Source organism: Streptococcus sp. DD13 (assembly GCF_001578875.1).
Classification (GTDB): Bacteria; Bacillota; Bacilli; order Lactobacillales; family Streptococcaceae; genus Streptococcus.
In genome coordinates this window covers 23,868-38,390 of the sequence record NZ_KQ969507.1, presented here as the reverse complement: position 1 = coordinate 38,390, position 14,523 = coordinate 23,868, and the positions used below count along the sequence as shown (strand labels likewise).

17 protein-coding genes and 2 pseudogenes are annotated in these 14,523 nt (G+C 39.4%); 3 read left to right on the top strand and 16 right to left on the bottom strand.

Going from position 1 to position 14,523, the window contains the following annotated elements; all coding sequences use genetic code 11:
- Window positions 1-24 precede the first annotated feature (24 nt).
- The gene (locus STRDD13_RS06500; protein WP_067103272.1) at window positions 25-1,290 is read left to right on the top strand and encodes a DNA cytosine methyltransferase; all 1,266 of its coding nucleotides are present in this window, start codon (window positions 25-27) and stop codon (window positions 1,288-1,290) included.
- Window positions 1,291-1,406: 116 nt separating this feature from the next.
- On the opposite strand, the gene STRDD13_RS06495 is transcribed toward STRDD13_RS06500, so the two are convergent.
- Both STRDD13_RS06495 and STRDD13_RS06490 read right to left on the bottom strand, forming a co-directional pair.
- Entirely contained in the window at window positions 1,407-1,691 is a 285-nt protein-coding gene (locus STRDD13_RS06495) for a hypothetical protein (RefSeq protein ID WP_082781211.1), read from the bottom strand.
- A gap of 9 nt (window positions 1,692-1,700) precedes the next feature.
- Window positions 1,701-2,117 (bottom strand): hypothetical protein, encoded by a 417-nt coding sequence (locus tag STRDD13_RS06490; RefSeq protein WP_067103518.1) that lies wholly within the window; start codon window positions 2,115-2,117, stop codon window positions 1,701-1,703.
- Between the two features lie 49 nt (window positions 2,118-2,166).
- Here STRDD13_RS06490 and STRDD13_RS06485 point away from each other — a divergent pair.
- Window positions 2,167-2,718, top strand: a pseudogene (locus tag STRDD13_RS06485) (tyrosine-type recombinase/integrase); the annotation flags it as partial.
- A gap of 405 nt (window positions 2,719-3,123) precedes the next feature.
- Here STRDD13_RS06485 and STRDD13_RS06480 read toward each other — a convergent pair.
- The 8 genes from STRDD13_RS06480 to rlmB all read right to left on the bottom strand — a co-directional run bounded on the left by STRDD13_RS06480 (window position 3,124) and on the right by rlmB (window position 9,413).
- Window positions 3,124-3,909 (bottom strand): ABC transporter permease, encoded by a 786-nt coding sequence (locus STRDD13_RS06480; RefSeq protein WP_003013947.1) that lies wholly within the window; start codon window positions 3,907-3,909, stop codon window positions 3,124-3,126.
- A gap of 1 nt (window position 3,910) precedes the next feature.
- A complete protein-coding gene (locus tag STRDD13_RS06475) occupies window positions 3,911-4,705 on the bottom strand; it encodes an ABC transporter permease (protein WP_003013825.1) in 795 nt (264 codons plus the stop codon).
- Complete coding sequence (locus STRDD13_RS06470) at window positions 4,702-5,688, bottom strand: ABC transporter ATP-binding protein (protein ID WP_048690691.1); 987 nt, start codon at window positions 5,686-5,688, stop codon at window positions 4,702-4,704. The genes STRDD13_RS06475 and STRDD13_RS06470 overlap by 4 nt, the downstream gene beginning before the upstream one ends.
- Window positions 5,681-5,884, bottom strand: coding sequence for a hypothetical protein (locus STRDD13_RS06465; protein ID WP_003010127.1), 204 nt, complete (start codon window positions 5,882-5,884; stop codon window positions 5,681-5,683). Before STRDD13_RS06465 ends, STRDD13_RS06470 begins: the two co-directional genes overlap by 8 nt.
- A 652-nt stretch (window positions 5,885-6,536) precedes the next feature.
- Window positions 6,537-6,929 carry a 30S ribosomal protein S9 gene (gene rpsI, locus STRDD13_RS06460; protein WP_003100732.1) on the bottom strand — a complete coding sequence of 131 codons (393 nt, stop codon included), beginning with the start codon at window positions 6,927-6,929 and terminating at the stop codon, window positions 6,537-6,539.
- A 20-nt stretch (window positions 6,930-6,949) separates the two neighbouring features.
- Window positions 6,950-7,396, bottom strand: coding sequence for a 50S ribosomal protein L13 (rplM, locus tag STRDD13_RS06455; RefSeq protein ID WP_002886374.1), 447 nt, complete (start codon window positions 7,394-7,396; stop codon window positions 6,950-6,952).
- 221 nt (window positions 7,397-7,617) lie between these two features.
- Entirely contained in the window at window positions 7,618-8,478 is an 861-nt protein-coding gene (locus STRDD13_RS06450; protein ID WP_067103516.1) for a DegV family protein, read from the bottom strand.
- A gap of 206 nt (window positions 8,479-8,684) precedes the next feature.
- Window positions 8,685-9,413, bottom strand: coding sequence for a 23S rRNA (guanosine(2251)-2'-O)-methyltransferase RlmB (gene rlmB / locus STRDD13_RS06445; RefSeq protein ID WP_067103270.1), 729 nt, complete (start codon window positions 9,411-9,413; stop codon window positions 8,685-8,687).
- Window positions 9,414-9,539: 126 nt separating this feature from the next.
- On the opposite strand from rlmB, the gene STRDD13_RS06440 reads away from it, so the two are divergent.
- Window positions 9,540-10,496 carry an aromatic acid exporter family protein gene (locus STRDD13_RS06440; RefSeq protein WP_067103268.1) on the top strand — a complete coding sequence of 319 codons (957 nt, stop codon included), beginning with the start codon at window positions 9,540-9,542 and terminating at the stop codon, window positions 10,494-10,496.
- A gap of 211 nt (window positions 10,497-10,707) precedes the next feature.
- On the opposite strand, the gene STRDD13_RS06435 is transcribed toward STRDD13_RS06440, so the two are convergent.
- The 6 genes and pseudogenes from STRDD13_RS06435 to cysE form a co-directional block, all read right to left on the bottom strand.
- Complete coding sequence (locus tag STRDD13_RS06435; protein WP_067103267.1) at window positions 10,708-11,109, bottom strand: Mini-ribonuclease 3; 402 nt, start codon at window positions 11,107-11,109, stop codon at window positions 10,708-10,710.
- Window positions 11,102-12,445, bottom strand: coding sequence for a cysteine--tRNA ligase (gene cysS, locus STRDD13_RS06430; protein ID WP_067103265.1), 1,344 nt, complete (start codon window positions 12,443-12,445; stop codon window positions 11,102-11,104). Before cysS ends, STRDD13_RS06435 begins: the two co-directional genes overlap by 8 nt.
- A 17-nt stretch (window positions 12,446-12,462) precedes the next feature.
- Entirely contained in the window at window positions 12,463-12,984 is a 522-nt protein-coding gene (locus STRDD13_RS06425; RefSeq protein WP_067103263.1) for a dihydrofolate reductase family protein, read from the bottom strand.
- Window positions 12,985-12,992: 8 nt separating this feature from the next.
- A pseudogene (locus tag STRDD13_RS06420) lies at window positions 12,993-13,622 on the bottom strand (nucleoside phosphorylase); the annotation flags it as partial.
- 17 nt (window positions 13,623-13,639) lie between these two features.
- Window positions 13,640-13,879: a hypothetical protein gene (locus STRDD13_RS06415; protein WP_067103261.1), complete on the bottom strand. Its 240-nt coding sequence runs from the start codon at window positions 13,877-13,879 to the stop codon at window positions 13,640-13,642.
- Between the two features lie 12 nt (window positions 13,880-13,891).
- Window positions 13,892-14,476 carry a serine O-acetyltransferase gene (gene cysE, locus STRDD13_RS06410; protein ID WP_067103259.1) on the bottom strand — a complete coding sequence of 195 codons (585 nt, stop codon included), beginning with the start codon at window positions 14,474-14,476 and terminating at the stop codon, window positions 13,892-13,894.
- Window positions 14,477-14,523: the final 47 nt, after the last annotated feature.

Here is a 14,523-nt window from a genome sequence, read left to right as displayed (position 1 = left end):
GCTGTAAAAAATGAAGGAGAGAGCATGAAAGTATTAGAACTATTTGCAGGAGTTGGAGGATTCCGAATCGGACTCGAAAACTCAGATAAGAAGCTTTTTCAAACAAATTGGTCAAACCAATGGGAACCATCCCGTAAATCTCAAGATGCATTTGAGGTTTATGATTATCACTTCCCTAATAGTGAAAATCTCAATATTAGTATATCTGATATTACAGATGAACAATTTTCAAATATGGATGCTGATATGATTGTTGGGGGATTTCCTTGTCAAGATTACTCAGTTGCTCGAAGTAAGAAAAACGAGAAAGGCATTGAAGGGAAAAAAGGTGTTCTTTTTTGGGAGATTATTCGAGCTACAGAAATTATCAAACCCAAATACCTCATTTTGGAAAATGTGGATAGACTATTAAAAGCACCTTCTAAACAGCGGGGTCGAGATTTTGCGATTATGCTTACAGCTTTTAATAATCTTGGATACTCTGTTGAATGGAGGGTTATTAACGCTGCCGAGTATGGTAGAAGCCAGCGTAGACGTCGTGTCTTTTTCTTCGTTTATCGAAATGATACAAAGTTTGCAAAACTAATTGATAAACAGTTTGAGCAAAATGATTCTGTTTTTGAAGAGCAAAAGTACGATGAGTACTTATTCCATACAGGACTATTTGCAACTCAATTCCCTATTAAAAATTTTCCTGTTAAAAATAGACATGTTTTTTACGAGCTTGGAAATGATATCGTAGAGGTTTCGGATAATTTTACAGGAACTGTCTGGAACACAGGGGTTATGAGGTACGGAAAATACTACTCCATTGATACAGAACCTAATTATAATGGAAATCCAATTACATTAGGTGAAATACTTCAAGACGAAGAGCAAGTACCCGATAAATATTTCATTACAGATCCAGCTAAATTAGAAAAATTTCAGTTCCTGAGAGGACCAAAACGTATAGAGAGAACTTCAGCGGATGGACATACTTATATCTATTCTGAAGGGGGGATGGCACCCTACGATAATTTAGACTTGCCAGGACGTACCATGTTAACCTCGGAAGGTACTGTTAATCGCTCTACTCATTTCTTAAAAATAAACAATAAATACCGTCTAATTACTCCTGTTGAAGCAGAACGCCTTCAAGATTTTCCAGACAATTGGACAGCAAAAAAGAAGCTATCAGATGGTTCTATCGTTGAGGTATCTGATAAAATGCGAATGTTTTTTATGGGAAATGCACTAGTCACTGAAATAGTAAAAGAAATTGGTAATTTCATAAAAGGAATCGATTAAGATTTAGAATAACACCATGAATAAAAAGGTTTAAAATCAATGTTTTGAAACGATGATTTTAAACCTTTTATATTTCTCGATTTTACAGAAAAAACTAGTTCGCTTTACCTATATTTTTATAGCACGCTTATCAAAACATCTGAGAACCAAAGGAATTTTTTTGTTATTGGGAAGCCGGAGCTTGCACCAATTACAGAATCAATGCCACAATATGGGCATAATGCGGTTCCTCTGTCGTCTATTTTTGTATCTTCCACTAGCCATTCATCAATTTCATGTGGAGAAAAAATTTGCATACAATAAAAACAACCACAAATTTCATCCTTTTCCAATTCGGGTTTATTATTACTACAATACGCATGAGCTAAGCTGTAATCATGTTTATTCAAAATCTTTCCCATTTCTCTTTTCTATGATTGAGTCGGAATAATTGTGAGGTCGCTGTGGTCATTTAAAAAACTATACATTGGTACCCCAAAACCCTCTTTCGATATATTCTCACATAGAGTTTTTACAAAAAATTCTATCCACTCACTAGAAGGTTCCACAGCATCATCAGTCTGAGGAGTGAACCACATTTTAGGAATAAGTTCTACTGTGTCTACATCGAATGCAATCCCAATCATCATATCATAGAAATCAAAGGAAGCACAAAAAGCACACATATTATCGCTAACCTTATCAATTCCTAATTCAGGAGGTATTTCCATCATCGTAATCATCATTCGACCAGTTATTTCTCCATTTTCCTCTTCAAACTTATCCAGTATCCCTTGCTCACGGAGGATATTTTCCACATTGAAGAACACTTCTTTATCAGCTAACATAATCTTATCTCCAACAATTTGATCTAACTTTATTATACCATCTATTACCACTATGTTTTGTGCAACTTTCTTTCTATCGGATCGAAAATCAGAATCTTATGCTTTACAGTGGAGACACATAGACTTTTCTAACGGTGAAATTCTCATAGAACAAGCATTAGACCGTTTTGGAAATGTAAAATCTACCAAAGGAAACAAGAAAACACTTTTTAAAGCACCAGCAGAATTAATGGAACTTTTAGCGAATTGGAAAACAAAGCAACGGGAGGAACTAAAACTATTCGGTCTAAGGCAAAGTCAGAAACAGTTTGTTTTCACCTATAATGATCGTTCAAACAATATTAACGTTCCACTCCATACTGACTATCTAAACCATAGGATGAACTCCGTAAGACGAAGACATCCTGAACTAGCCCCAGCTTCTCCCCATAAGCTAAGACATACAGGAGCCACGTTAGCTAAACAAGCTGGAATTTCTCTAGAAACCATTTCCGAAGCCCTAACTCATAGTGATAAAGAGATCACCAAGACCTATGTTAATACTAAAGATACTGTCAATCAGACTGTCGGAGATATTGCATTTCGTAGCTTAAAAAACTGATGGGGTGAATTTTGGGGTGAACTTTCGATTTTTGGGACAAAAAAAGACATCCAAGAAAGAAATCTTGAATGTCTGTAAACGTTGATATATCGCTGATAATTAACGTTTTGAGAATTGTGAAGCTTTACGAGCTTTCTTAAGACCTGGTTTGACACAGTTGGATTTCAGGTACTTTCAGTTTAGCTTTATATCAACCATCATCAAAATCCAACTATTTTCTTATTTTAAAAAATATGAATAAGTTTGATTGAATGAGGGAATTTCTTTAATTTTTTTCTTAGCACCTATAAGTTAATAATACTATTCTTTAAATTATAGTTTATAATTATCTGATGTTTCAATGACCACAAAACAAAGTACAGCGAATCACTTCCTTTAGTCAAACATATAACTGAACAACATTGTTTATCTTCCTGCACTTTCATATTTTTTCAATCCTTTTCTAAAAATTGTACGACTGATAATAATCAAAAAAACTGTAAAAACTATTTGATAGAAAAATAGGTTCAATGTATCTTTCCCTAAAAATATTAATACTGCAGGATTGGCAATTAATAAATTGGGAACAAATAACATAGTGATCAATCTGTTAATACCTGTAAAAATATTATATGGATACTTAGAAATTCCAATATAATTCAAAAATACATCTACTTTTGAAAATTTAGTTGGGAACCAAAATGAACTAATCGTTATTAGAAACCAAATTGAATAATATATAATACAACCACACATTAAAGAAAGGATATAAAATAATATTTTTAATGAATTTAAATGTACATTTAAATTTCCATAACTTATAAAAATAATCGCAAGACCAAAAAAAGTATTCACGAATTGAACTAAATTAAATGATCTAAAAATATAGAACAACTGAGTATCAAACGGCCTCAATAAAATTTGATCCAAGTTACCACTCAAAATATCTGATTCTAAAATTCCCATACTTCTAATTAACAATCCCATCATAACTCCATCTACAATAGTGTAGGAACCTACCAAAAATAAAATTTGATAATAGTCCCAACCATTAAAAGAGTCTATGTTTAAGAAAATCAATCTAAAAAATACAATAGGTAAACCAATCCACAGTATCGACGAAAATAGACCACAAAAGAAGTCAAAATGAAAATTCATATCAGATTTAAAACCAAAATGAAGTAGCCTAAAAATTACTTTTATTCTAAACATTTTATCCTCCCACATTTGAGAAGTGCTCCACTCCTTTTCTCAATATGAATCTTGATATAATATAAAAAATGATGCACCAAATCAATTGAATACAAATAATTCTCAAATAGTCTATTAATTTATATGTATCATTACTAAACATCTGAAGCGGTTCATATACTAAGTATTTAAAAGGTAATACATCTAAAAACAGACGAAAATTATTTGAAAAAAAACTTAAAGGCAATAATATTCCTGATAAAAACTGAATTACTATTTCTTTAACAGTAAGGACAAAAAATATATTTTCTAACCAAAAAGAAAGCATACCTACACAACATGATATTAAAAACCATAGAACCATAGATAGAATAATTGCAATACTTCCTAAAATAAGAATTTCAATGGTTAATAACTCATTCTTGTAATAAACACTGGAAAATAAAATGACAGGAATGATGATAAATAATAAATGAGCAAGCCTATCTCCAAGCATTTTACAAAAATAATACTTATAAAAAGTAACAGGTTTTATTAATATGCTAAAAAAATTTCCTGAATGAACATCGTCATTGATTTCCCAATCAACTGGATAAAAAACAAAATATGAAAAAATTATAGTCCCCAAATAGTATTGAACCATTGAGGTAAAATCATATCCGGCTATATTTATTTGGTTACTCTGATATATATATGTCCATAAAAATACTGATATCATAATTTGTATACTTGCCTGTAACATTAACAATAGTACACTTGATTTATAGTTCAAAATAGATCGAAATGATATCAGAATAATAGACATTTCTTTTTTCAATTGTGCTCCTTTTTTGTAAAATAGTTTTGTAAAATAATTTCTTCTAAAGAAAGATTTGATATTTCAAAATCTTCTATATCTACAAGCTTATTGATTGATTCTAATGTCTCAAAGACAAAATCTCTAGGTATTTTTAGTATACATTCCGATTTTGTTTGAGAAATGACTACTACTCCTTTAACAGAGCATAACTCTGGTACCAAATCTAATGTCATTTTTATCTTTAAATATTTAAAATCAGAAAATTTAGATAAAATAACATCCATTGACTCCTGCAAAATAATTTTTCCTTTGTCAATGACGATTAATTCGTCACAAACAGACGAAATATCATCCATATCATGACTCGTTAAAATAATAGTAGTATGACATTCCTCATTCATTTTCTTTAAAAATGTTCTGATATCTTTTTTAGACTGTATATCTAACCCTATAGTAGGCTCGTCTAAAAATAATATTTCCGGACTTGTTAAAGATGCCGCGATAAACTCCATTTTCATTTTTTGTCCAAGAGAGAGGGTCCGGACCTGCTGGTAAAGCTGATCTTTTACATTCAACAAATTGCTTAACTCCTGAATTCGTTCTTGTAAAATCGCCGGTTCTACCTCATATAAAGTACCAATCAATTGAAAATAATCTATAGCCGAAACATCTTGAAATAACTGTAATTTATTTCCTACTACTATTGAAATTTTTTTTCTAAAATTTATACTTCTTTTAAATGGAATTTCTCCATTCACTTCTAATTTTCCGGAACTAGGATAAAGAGTCCCAGTCAACATTTTAATCGTTGTGGATTTACCAGCTCCATTACTCCCAATAAAGCCAACTATACTCCCTCTCTTAATCGTAAAACTAATATCTTGAACAGCTCGAATCGTTATTTGATTACGTTTCAAAAATCTCTTGATAAATGGGAGTCTTGAATCAAAATTATAAAAATTTTTAGATAAATTCTGAGCATTAATAACTATTTCACTCATATATCTCTCCTTTCGATAAAATATATTTACTTGTACTTTTTCCATACTTTACCAAAATGCTAAAGATTGAGCTAAAATCTTCGGGATGGGTAAAATAATATTTGTCTTTAAAAAGTTTCTCAAAACCTTCAAGGCGATTATTGAAATCATTAAATTTTGTATTGTCTAGCTGGTTGAATGTCTCTTTAATATCCATAAACTTTCTCCGTGATTCTTTATTTCACTTTATAAATAGAAGAGTGTCTATATATTTATAGATCCTCAAGGACTTGCATTTTATCAAGTATAAGTAGAATAGTATGTAAGGGTTTACATATTCATATTATATGATTATTTAAGGAATCCGTCAATTTTCCACATTATTATATGACAAAATGTATTTTTTAAAAATGCAAAAAATCTATGAGCAAGATGTTTGACTTCCTTTTTTAAAGTATATATATTTATATTAACCTTAGAAAAGAAAGAATGTTTGAACAGATATTCAATAATAATTACTTTTTTTAAAATTAAAATTCGAACTTTAAATTTTTATCTTTTTTATATTATTGAGTAACCTAAATTGCCCAATTTGTAAAATTTAGCTAGACAAAAAAAGACATTCAAGAGAAATTTCTTAAATGTCTGTAAACGTTGATATATCGCTGATAATTAACGTTTTGAGTGCAGTGGTTGCCATCCAATCAAACATCGCTTCGCTTGTTTTCTTGGGGCAACTGTGCATAGCATATCTCTACGCGACTAAAGTCGCTAGAGCTATCCTAATTGCGCACCGCCAGTTCTCATACAAAAAAACACCTTGCAAGATGCAAGGTGTTTTCGTTTGTACTCTGCTGTCCAGTAACGAATTAACGTTTAGAGAACTGGCTAGCTTTACGAGCTTTCTTAAGCCCTGGTTTTTTCCGCTCAACCATACGGGCATCACGAGTCAAGAGACCTGCGCGTTTCAATGAATCACGGAAGTCTGGGTCTACTTGAAGAAGAGCACGCGCGATACCATGACGAATCGCACCTGATTGACCACCGTATCCACCACCGTTTACATTGACAAATACGTCGTATGAACCTTCAGTTGAAGTTACAGCGAAAGGTTGGTTGATCACGAGACGAAGATCTGCGTGTGGGATGTACTCTTCTACATCTTTTTTGTTTACTGTAATTTTACCAGTACCTGGTACCAAACGAACGCGTGCAACCGCGTTTTTACGGCGACCAGTACCTGCATATTGTGCTTGTGCCATTATTTCTTGCTCCTTTCCTCTTAGATAAGTCCTGAGATATCTAGTACTTCTGGTTGTTGTGCAGCGTGTGTGTGCTCACCACCTACGAAGACTTTCAATTTCATACCTTGTGCGCGTCCAAGAGTGTTGTGTGGAAGCATTCCCTTCACTGATTTTTCGATCAAACGCACAGCGTTTTTAGAACGAAGTTCACCAGCAGAGATTTGTTTCAATCCACCTGGATACATAGAGTGAGTGTAGTAGATCTTATCTGTTGCTTTTTTACCAGTTAATTTCACTTTTTCAGCATTGATCACGATCACAAAGTCACCTGTATCAGTGTGTGGTGTGAAGGTTGGTTTGTTTTTTCCGCGAAGCACGCTAGCCACTACTGCAGAAAGACGTCCAAGAGGTACATCTGTTGCGTCAACAACGTACCATTTGCGTTCAACTTGGCCTGGTTTAGCCATAAAAGTTGTTTTGTTCATGATTTCTCCTATACGAATTCGTAATATTTGTTTACAAGGTGATGGGTGTTCCGTCCCATCGAAGGTATTTGGAAGGTTCCGGGGCCTTTCAAATGGGGTAAACAATACCGTTTATCATTATAGCAAAGCCCTATGCCAAAGTCAAGAAGGTCTCCTTGAAAATTTAGCCTTTGATCCCTTCTCTCTTTTCTGATCACCATAGACCAGATAGAAGGGCTTGATCAGCGCTCTTGTTGTCCCACTACAAAGAGAGCCAGTGTATCTGGTCCGACATGCGCGGAGATAACAGGTCCAAGGGGCTCCACCACAACCTGCTGGATAGTCCCTTCTTCTAGCAGGAGGTCCCGCATCTGCTCCGCCCCTTTTCGATCATTGGCATAGGCGACCACTGCTGTCTGATCTGCTAAATCTTCCGTGGCATACTTGAGGATTTCAGCTACGCCTTTCTTTCTTCCACGGACTTTTGACAAGGGAAGAATCCGTCCGGCAGCATCAATCCAGAGGATAGGCTTGATATTGACCAAGCTTCCTACCAGGGCGGATGTACGGGACAGGCGACCGCCTCTCATCAGGTGATTGAGATCGTCCACCAAAAAATAAGACCGCAAGCGGGGGGCTTTGTCTAAGACCAGCTCAGCCACCTCATCCAAACTGACTCCAGCATCCCTTGCTTCCACTGCAGTTCTCACTAGATACCCTTCTCCACCAGATACAGCAAGCGTATCGACAATTCGAATCTGGGCTTTAGGATAATCTTCTAAAATCAAGTCACGCGCCATAACAGCTGATTGGTAGGTACCAGATAGGACAGATGAAATCGCGATATAAAGCACCGCCTCGCCAGCCTCTACTTGTTCGCGGAAATACTCTTCAAAGGTCCCCACATTAACTTGACTGGTTTTTGGCTGACTGCCTTTTCTCATCTTCTCCAACAAGTCCTCTGCCACTAATCGGTCAGGACCCACCGTTTCGTAGACTTGACCATCCACTTCTACCGTCAAGCCCATCATGTCCACCTGATGCTCTGATGCCCAGTCCAAATTAAGGTCTGATGTCGAGTCTGTTAGGATTTTAAAACTCATATTTTCTTTTTCTCCGATCATTGCGATTACATTCATTATATCAAGGAAGATGTTCTTCTTTTTTTAAAAAATGATTACATTTTTAAAATCTATCCGTCCTTCCTAGGGAAGTTCCTCTTCTATCCAACCTTTTTCAGAAGGGAATAATGTTGGATAGCGAAGTAGGATAGAAAGAAAGAGTACGAGATATCCCACACTCTTCTAGCCTATAAGCGGTTGCGAAAGACCTCATACATCAGGATCGCCGCAGCCACACTAGCATTGAGACTCTGGACATGTCCTTGCATAGGGATCGTGATCATCTCATCTACTTGTTTCTTGATATTGCTGGAGATGCCCTTTCCTTCATTTCCGATAATCAGCGCTAGCTTTCCAGAAGTATTCCATTGATGGGATGGGGTTCCATTCATGTCTGTCCCAAAAATCCAGAACCCTTCTTCCTTGAGCTTGTCCAGCGTCTGACTCAGGTTGGTTACCCGTGCGATCGGAACATGCTCTACCGCACCCGTCGATGTCTTTGAGACCACAGGTGTGACTCCAACAGAGCGATGTTTCGGAATGATCACGCCGGTCACATTGGTCGCATCAGCAGTTCTCAGAATAGAACCTAGATTGTGGGGGTCAGTCAGTCCATCTAAAATCAAAAGAAGGGGATTTTCCTCTTGACTAGCCCGAGTCAGGATAGTAGCCAGTTCTGCATAGGCAAATGCGGCTACTCGAAGCACAAACCCCTGGTGCACCGCTCCTTCTGTCATTTCCTGCAAGGTCTTTTTGGGCGTCCAGCTGATGGAAACCTTCTTCTCTGTCGCCAACTGTTTTATCTTTTCGACATTTTTCCCACGCAGGTCATTTTGAATGTAGAGCTTATTTCCGGTGTTCGCATGGAGAGCTTCTTCGACTGCATGGACACCATAGACGATATCATTTTTTTCCATGCTTCTAGTATAGCACAAAAGCCTGATGGAAGCGGAAAAATCTTCCTTCTGTGGTATAATAAACGTATTTCGACATCACAAAAATCACTGGTTTACGTTACTACTTGTACAATTAGAAAGGATTCTATGCCACTTCTCCATCGAACGATCAAACTAGCCTTGGTCACTTGTCTGGCTACGGGACTGGCTTCCTTATTGGGGATGAGCTATGCTGTCTCAGCCGGCATCATCGCAATTCTTAGCCTTTCAGATACGAGGCGAAGTACGCTCCGATTAGCCTATGCGCGTACCATGTCGACGATATTGGCTCTCGTGACAGGCAGCCTTGTCTTTCTCCTGCTTGGCTTTCATCTGTGGGCCTTGGGAGCCTTTCTACTTCTTTATGTTCCTCTGGCCTATCTGTGGGGGTGGGAAATTGGCATCACCCCGAGCAGTGTCCTGGTTACCCACCTGTTCCTGGAGCGCTCGACGTCTTGGCTCCTCCTTGGAAATGAATTAGCGATTTTTCTGATCGGTACAGGATTTGCCCTTCTCGCTAATCTCTACATGCCTTCTCAACAAGAAGAAATTGACCATTACCACGAGCTGGTAGAAGACCAACTCAAAAAAATCCTCTACCGCTTTGAGGGATTCTTAGGCAGAGGAGATGGTCGCAACGATGCCCGTTTGATCCGTGAATTGGAGGAGACCTTGGATCAAGCGATCGATCTTGTCTATCAGGACCAGGCCAATCACCTCTTCCATCAGACCAACTACCACATCCACTACTTCGAAATGCGAAAACGCCAAAATGCTATCCTTAAAGACATGGCTCAAAACATCAACGATTGTCAACTAGAGGCCGAGGAAAGTTTGATCTTAGCTCAGTTGTTTTCGAAAACAGCCCAGCAATTGAGCCAGGATAATCCCGCCCATCATCTCCTAGATGAAATCGAAAACTATCTAACCCTCTTTCGAAAGCGGCCCTTGCCCAAGACCCGCACCGAGTTCGAAACTAGAGCAACGCTCTTGCAGTTATTACGGGATTTGAAACAATTTATCCTCGTAAAGGTCGAATTTTACCGAGAATATAAAAGAGAGTGAGACAGAAATCGGTCATTCCTTAGAATTTGATTTCGTCGTCCCACCTCCGCACACTTGAGTCGGTCTGTAAAAGCGGATGAAATCAGCCTAGTAGAGCCCCACTCAACCACTGCGTCTTGCTCGACCATCCAAAAACAATGGAGAGGCTAGGACTTTTGTCCCAGCCTCTTGTTTGTGATTTGTATCAGATGTCTCCCTCGCGGGTCGTCCGCTAACGGGTTTCTTCCGACTTTTCTACGGCATCGATACACCAGCTGATCAACTCTTCTAGGCGGTCTATTTCTTCTGTCATATGCAGATAACCCAAAAGGGCTTCAAATCCGGTTGACATGCGGTAAGTCACCACATCCGCATTCTTGGCCTTGGTGTGGCTATTGGCATTGCGGCCACGTTTATAGATGTCGCGTTCTTTTTCCGTTAGGATATCAGCTTCTAACATTTGGGAAATCAAATCCGCTTGAGAACGTGCTGAGACATAGCGATTCGCTTTTTGATGAAGCTTATTGGGCTTGGTCATTCCTTGAAAAATTAAATGTCTGCGAATATACATCGCATAAACCGCATCCCCTTCAAAGGCCAAGGCAATCCCGTTAATCAAATTGATATCAATCACGCGTCCACCGTACACCTTCTTTTGTATCCAAGAGTTTGATTCCTTGGCTGGCTAGTTGATCACGGATTTCATCCGCACGAGCAAAGTCTTTGGCAACACGCGCTTCCTGGCGTTCTGCAATCAAGGCTTCAATCTCGGCGTCCAGGACTTCCTCAACAAAGACGATCCCAAAGACTTCTAACATGGCAGCAAGGACTTCTTTGACCCTTGCATCATAATTGCCAGAATTGATCCATTTGGCCAACTCAAAAACAACCGTAATCCCATTCGGTGTATTGAAATCCTCATCCATAGCTGAGATAAACCTATCCACAAAGTCCTGCAAACTTGCAGAATCTACCTCTCCTGTAAAAGGTTGCTCATAGGTATTTTTCAAATACTTGAGATTGGTTTCTGCATCTTGGACCCCTTTTTCCGTAAAGTTAATGGGCTTGCGGTAATGCTGGGTCGCAAAGAAGAAACGAAGGACTTGGCCATCAATGGTTTTGAGGGCGTCATGAACCGTGATAAAGTTACCAAGAGATTTGGACATTTTGACATTATCAATATTGACAAAGCCATTGTGCATCCAGTAGTTGGCAAAGGTCTGACCTGTTTTGGCTTCAGACTGGGCAATTTCATTGGTGTGGTGGGGGAACTCAAGGTCTGCCCCACCACCATGAATATCAATGGTATCACCTAAAATCCCCGTCGACATGACCGAACACTCAATGTGCCAGCCAGGACGACCTGCTCCCCAAGGGCTGTCCCAAGAAATCTCGCCTGGTTTAGCTGCCTTCCAAAGGGCAAAGTCCACCGGATTTTCCTTGCGGGCTGTTTCTTCATCGGTTCGACCAGAAGCACCTAGCTCCAAGTCTTCCAGTGTTTTGTTAGCCAACTTAGCATAGTCGTGGGATTTTTCCACCCGAAAATAAACATCGCCTTGACTCTCATAGGCATAGCCTTTTGCGATCAAGTCCGCGACAAAACGGATGATGTCATCCATAAACTCGACCACTCGTGGATGGCGGGTTGCAGGCTTGACACCTAGAGCTGTCACATCCTCCCGAAAGGCTGCGATGTACTTGTCTGCCACTTCCTGCGGCGTGATGCCTTCTTCCTTGGCACGATTGATGATTTTATCGTCTACATCCGTAAAATTGGAAATGTAGTTAACCTCATAGCCGCGATACTCAAAATAGCGACGAATCGTATCAAAAGCTACCGTTGAACGAGCATTCCCGACATGGATATAGTTGTAGACTGTCGGTCCACAGACATACATGCGAACCTTTCCTTCTTCGATGGGGACAAATTCTCGCAAATCACGAGACATGGTGTCGTAAATTTTAATCATACAGCCCACTCCCTTCTCTATTTCTGACTGTTTCGGCTGAAAACCAGCTCTGCAAAAGGGCCAAATTGTCTGAGGCTATCCAGTTGGTAAAAGCGTTGCCCTTCCTCTTGGGTAAAGAGGGGAACCCCCTTTCCTAGGATAAGGGGCGCTATCTGAATAATGAGGTGGTCGAAAAGATCCGCATCCAAGAGCGGTCCTACCAAGGAATTCCCACCAATCACAAAGACATTTTTACTTTTGTCAATCTGGCGAACAAAGTCCACCACATCCCCAGCTACTGGCTGGTAATTGCTGACAGGCAGATGCCTATCATGCGTAAAGACATAGTTTTCCGTAGCTTGATAAAAACTTTCTACATCTTGCAAATCTTGGATTTCCTCAAAGGTCCGCTTGCCCATGATGGTGATGTCCATTTGCCTGTAAAAGTCATCATAGCCTGTATCCTCTACAGAACCAAGCTGATGCAGCCAGTCTATCCTGTGCTGGCTGTCTGCCAAGTAGCCATCCATGGTGATACAGCCATAAAAATATACTGCCATTCTTGTAGTTACCTTTCTAGTTCCTTTGCTATTGTCAAAGCGATAGTAAAAAAAGTCATGGCATCAGCTGTCCGCTCTTCACGGCGGGCATCCTAGGTTCGGTTATGATGATCCACATAATCAGCTGTGTAGAAAAACTGATAGACTTTTGCTTGTCGAAATTGACTCCAAGCCATGATCGCTGAAGCTTCCATGTCCACCACTTGGGCTCCAACAGCCAAGCGACATTTAACCTTATCAGGCGTTTCTCGATAAAAGGCATCCGTCGTCCAAGCCCTGGTCCGAATGTGCTCAATACCAGATTTGTTCAAAGCTTCTTCCATGGTCAAGAGCAAAGTTTCGTCATAAGCTATCTCATCACTTGCAGGAGCATAGTGGTAACTTGTACCTTCATCCCGTAGAGCTGAACTTGGTAGGATCATCTTATCTGCTTGAATAGACTGATCCAGAACGCCACAAGACCCTAAAATGATAACGTTTTTAAACCCTCTCGCTTTGAGCTCTTCTAAGAGTCCTACAGCCATCGGAGCCCCAATCCCAATCATGGCTACTGCAAGTTTACGACCAGCTCCTTCATAGATATATCATGGAAATTTACCTTTTAGATTGATGAGATAGCCAGCTTCATAAACACCTTCATACTGCTTGACAGCCTTCAATCAGCTTTTTGATTGCTGCTCACTCTTTTGTTTCCAGTTTCCGTCTCACGCGAATCATAGCGCTTCCTCCGATTTCTCCATTCACAAACGAATAAACCCAAATTGATCACTGCAAAAATAGACCAGAGGATAATGCGCCCATCTGCATCGTCCTGAACCGCTGACCAAATCCGAAAACCAGACCAGAGGGCTAGCAATAGAAATGAGATTGCTCTTGTCGGTAATTCCTTTTTCACGATATTGACCTCCTATAAGTGCGAAGAATAATAACTCGCCTCACGCGCCGCCTGCAAGTCATGAATGACGGCCTCATCCTTGCGACCATGCACACGAACCACTTTCGCTGGAACGCCAACTACTGTGACATCGGCTGGAACAGAAGTCAACACGACGGATGCCGCTCCTACCTTAGCCCTCTCTCCAATTTCAATCGGACCAATAATTTGCGAATGAGCAGAAATCAAGGCTCCCTTACGAACGGTTGGGTGCCGTTTCCCGGTATCTTTTCCCGTACCTCCAAGAGTCACCCCATGATAGAGGAGAACTCCCTCTTCCACAATAGCCGTCTCTCCGATTACAAGGCCTGAACCATGGTCAATGAAGACCCCTGCTGCAATCTGTGCCCCAGGATGAATCTCAATCTGAGTCCAGAAGCGCCAAAACTGGCTGTGCATACGGGCTAAAAGTTTTAATTTGCGGTTCCACAGCCAATGAGATAGACGATGGGCTGCCAAGGCCTTAATCCCCGGATAGGTCAGTAGAACTTCCAGAGATGTGCGGGCAGCGGGGTCATTTTCTTTAATAATGGCGATTGATTTTTTCCACCATCCCATGAAATTCTCCTTCCTTTCGATGAATGCATCCGAACCGTTCTGACTAG

Coding starts and splice junctions, on each gene's coding strand:
- STRDD13_RS06465 (WP_003010127.1), bottom strand. CDS start 5,884: ATGGATATTAAAGAGACATTCAACCAGCTAGACAATACAAAATTTAAT.
- rpsI (WP_003100732.1), bottom strand. CDS start 6,929: ATGGCACAAGCACAATATGCAGGTACTGGTCGCCGTAAAAACGCGGTT.
- STRDD13_RS06490 (WP_067103518.1), bottom strand. CDS start 2,117: ATGTTAGCTGATAAAGAAGTGTTCTTCAATGTGGAAAATATCCTCCGT.
- STRDD13_RS06425 (WP_067103263.1), bottom strand. CDS start 12,984: ATGGCAGTATATTTTTATGGCTGTATCACCATGGATGGCTACTTGGCA.
- rplM (WP_002886374.1), bottom strand. CDS start 7,396: ATGAACAAAACAACTTTTATGGCTAAACCAGGCCAAGTTGAACGCAAA.
- STRDD13_RS06440 (WP_067103268.1), top strand. CDS start 9,540: ATGCCACTTCTCCATCGAACGATCAAACTAGCCTTGGTCACTTGTCTG.
- STRDD13_RS06470 (WP_048690691.1), bottom strand. CDS start 5,688: ATGAGTGAAATAGTTATTAATGCTCAGAATTTATCTAAAAATTTTTAT.
- STRDD13_RS06450 (WP_067103516.1), bottom strand. CDS start 8,478: ATGAGTTTTAAAATCCTAACAGACTCGACATCAGACCTTAATTTGGAC.
- cysE (WP_067103259.1), bottom strand. CDS start 14,476: ATGGGATGGTGGAAAAAATCAATCGCCATTATTAAAGAAAATGACCCC.
- STRDD13_RS06500 (WP_067103272.1), top strand. CDS start 25: ATGAAAGTATTAGAACTATTTGCAGGAGTTGGAGGATTCCGAATCGGA.
- rlmB (WP_067103270.1), bottom strand. CDS start 9,413: ATGGAAAAAAATGATATCGTCTATGGTGTCCATGCAGTCGAAGAAGCT.
- STRDD13_RS06495 (WP_082781211.1), bottom strand. CDS start 1,691: ATGGGAAAGATTTTGAATAAACATGATTACAGCTTAGCTCATGCGTAT.
- cysS (WP_067103265.1), bottom strand. CDS start 12,445: ATGATTAAAATTTACGACACCATGTCTCGTGATTTGCGAGAATTTGTC.
- STRDD13_RS06480 (WP_003013947.1), bottom strand. CDS start 3,909: ATGTTTAGAATAAAAGTAATTTTTAGGCTACTTCATTTTGGTTTTAAA.